The organism is Stieleria mannarensis (genome assembly GCF_014154935.1).
GTDB lineage: Bacteria > Planctomycetota > Planctomycetia > Pirellulales > Pirellulaceae > Stieleria > Stieleria mannarensis.
Map to the genome: position 1 here is coordinate 1 of NZ_JACEHH010000151.1, position 1,427 is coordinate 1,427.

General features: G+C 54.6%; 2 protein-coding genes. Both read right to left on the reverse strand.

Going from position 1 to position 1,427, the window contains the following annotated elements:
- Window positions 1-120: 120 nt before the first annotated feature.
- On the reverse strand, window positions 121-417 hold the full coding sequence (locus tag H1B37_RS32825) for a hypothetical protein (RefSeq protein WP_182871489.1): 297 nt from the start codon (window positions 415-417) through the stop codon (window positions 121-123).
- A 655-nt stretch (window positions 418-1,072) separates the two neighbouring features.
- On the reverse strand, window positions 1,073-1,427 hold a 355-nt coding region (locus H1B37_RS33540; protein ID WP_220498495.1), incomplete at its 5' end, for a hypothetical protein.

Genomic DNA, 1,427 nt, shown 5'->3' on the forward strand with positions numbered 1-1,427 from the left:
AACGTTGGGCATAACCGAGACGCGGCGAATGACTTACCACTTCAAAACCCGTGACTCCGCGTCTTCGGTTCATGCCATGGTTCTGCATTTCTTTGTGCCGCCCACCGGTCATCTGCGCGTCTACATTGAGTAGTGTACCAGCATCAGTAAGTTCAGAGCACCTCCGAATGCAATCCGCCTATAACCTCGAAAGTACGCGTCTCGCCGCTTTATTGGGATGCGTTCGGGGCCAAACGAAGTCCAAATCCGTTGCCGATACAAGGGCAGCTTTGAATACGTCAAATCGGCAATGCCGACCAGGTAGAAAATGAACATCACCGCGAGGTTCAGAGGGTAGCTCGCGATCAGAATCAACCCGAGCATCACAATGATCGGAAAGTGCAGTAATGCGTTTGCGGTCAGTTCGTGTTTTCGCATTCAGACTGCCGTTGATTTACGAGTGGGCGACGATTTTTTTTTGCAGAACGGTAGCGATAACGGGGTTGCGGCCAGAAAACCTGAACTCAGAAAACAACGGCGCCCGCAACTCCCGTTCATCGCCTGGTTCGTCGAGTATGCGAACGGCGACGGTCTGCGGTGCGACGCCGTCTGCCCATCGTACCCGATCCGAATTGCCGTGTGAAACTTCGTCGGGGCATCAACAGGCGTCGGTCCGCCTTGCATCGTACTTGTACTCGTACTCAGCAACGCGGTACTCGTACTCGATCGTCAGGCGTTGGACATCGGGCCGAATCGACCGCCACCCGTCAAACCGGCCACAAGACAGGCAGCCACAAAAAGCACCAAAAGCCACAAAAAGCGACGGGCGGACTCACATGGCAGCCAACCAATCAAACGATGACGTCAAACGCGGCTCGCGGAGAACGGAGGTTAGATGCAATCCGGTGGGATGCAGGAATCAAAACGCCTGGCAGCAGAATCGATTAGGAGCACGAGCACCGTTTCACTGAGCACGAGTACGACTTAGTACGACGAACGGCGGCCGTCACCGAGGACGGGCGAAAAACTAACAACCTCAAAGCCGTCGACTCCCGTCCTTCGGTGCACGGCATTGTTACCCGCTGTTTCGATCTCAGGGCGGGATGATTCTGGATTCAAGCAATTCGACCAACGAGGAGTACGAGTCGCTTGGGGCAATGGTAGCACGGGGAACGTAGATCGACACTCCTGTGTCCGGAATAAGGAAGAACCCCTTTGACGCTGGCGTGAATCCAGTGAATCCGGAAAGACGCATAGTTGCGGAACCGTTGGCGGACGTTGAAGTGAGCGAATCCGAGTCGAATTGCAAATCGACTGATTTGTCACCACGGACGGTTGTAACGCGTGCGTTCACCCATCTTCGCTTATGGGTTGCGGCCATCAGAAACTCGTAAATACCCGCCGCTGCAAATAGGGCACCGACTAGCCATTGGTTCTGAAATGCCATC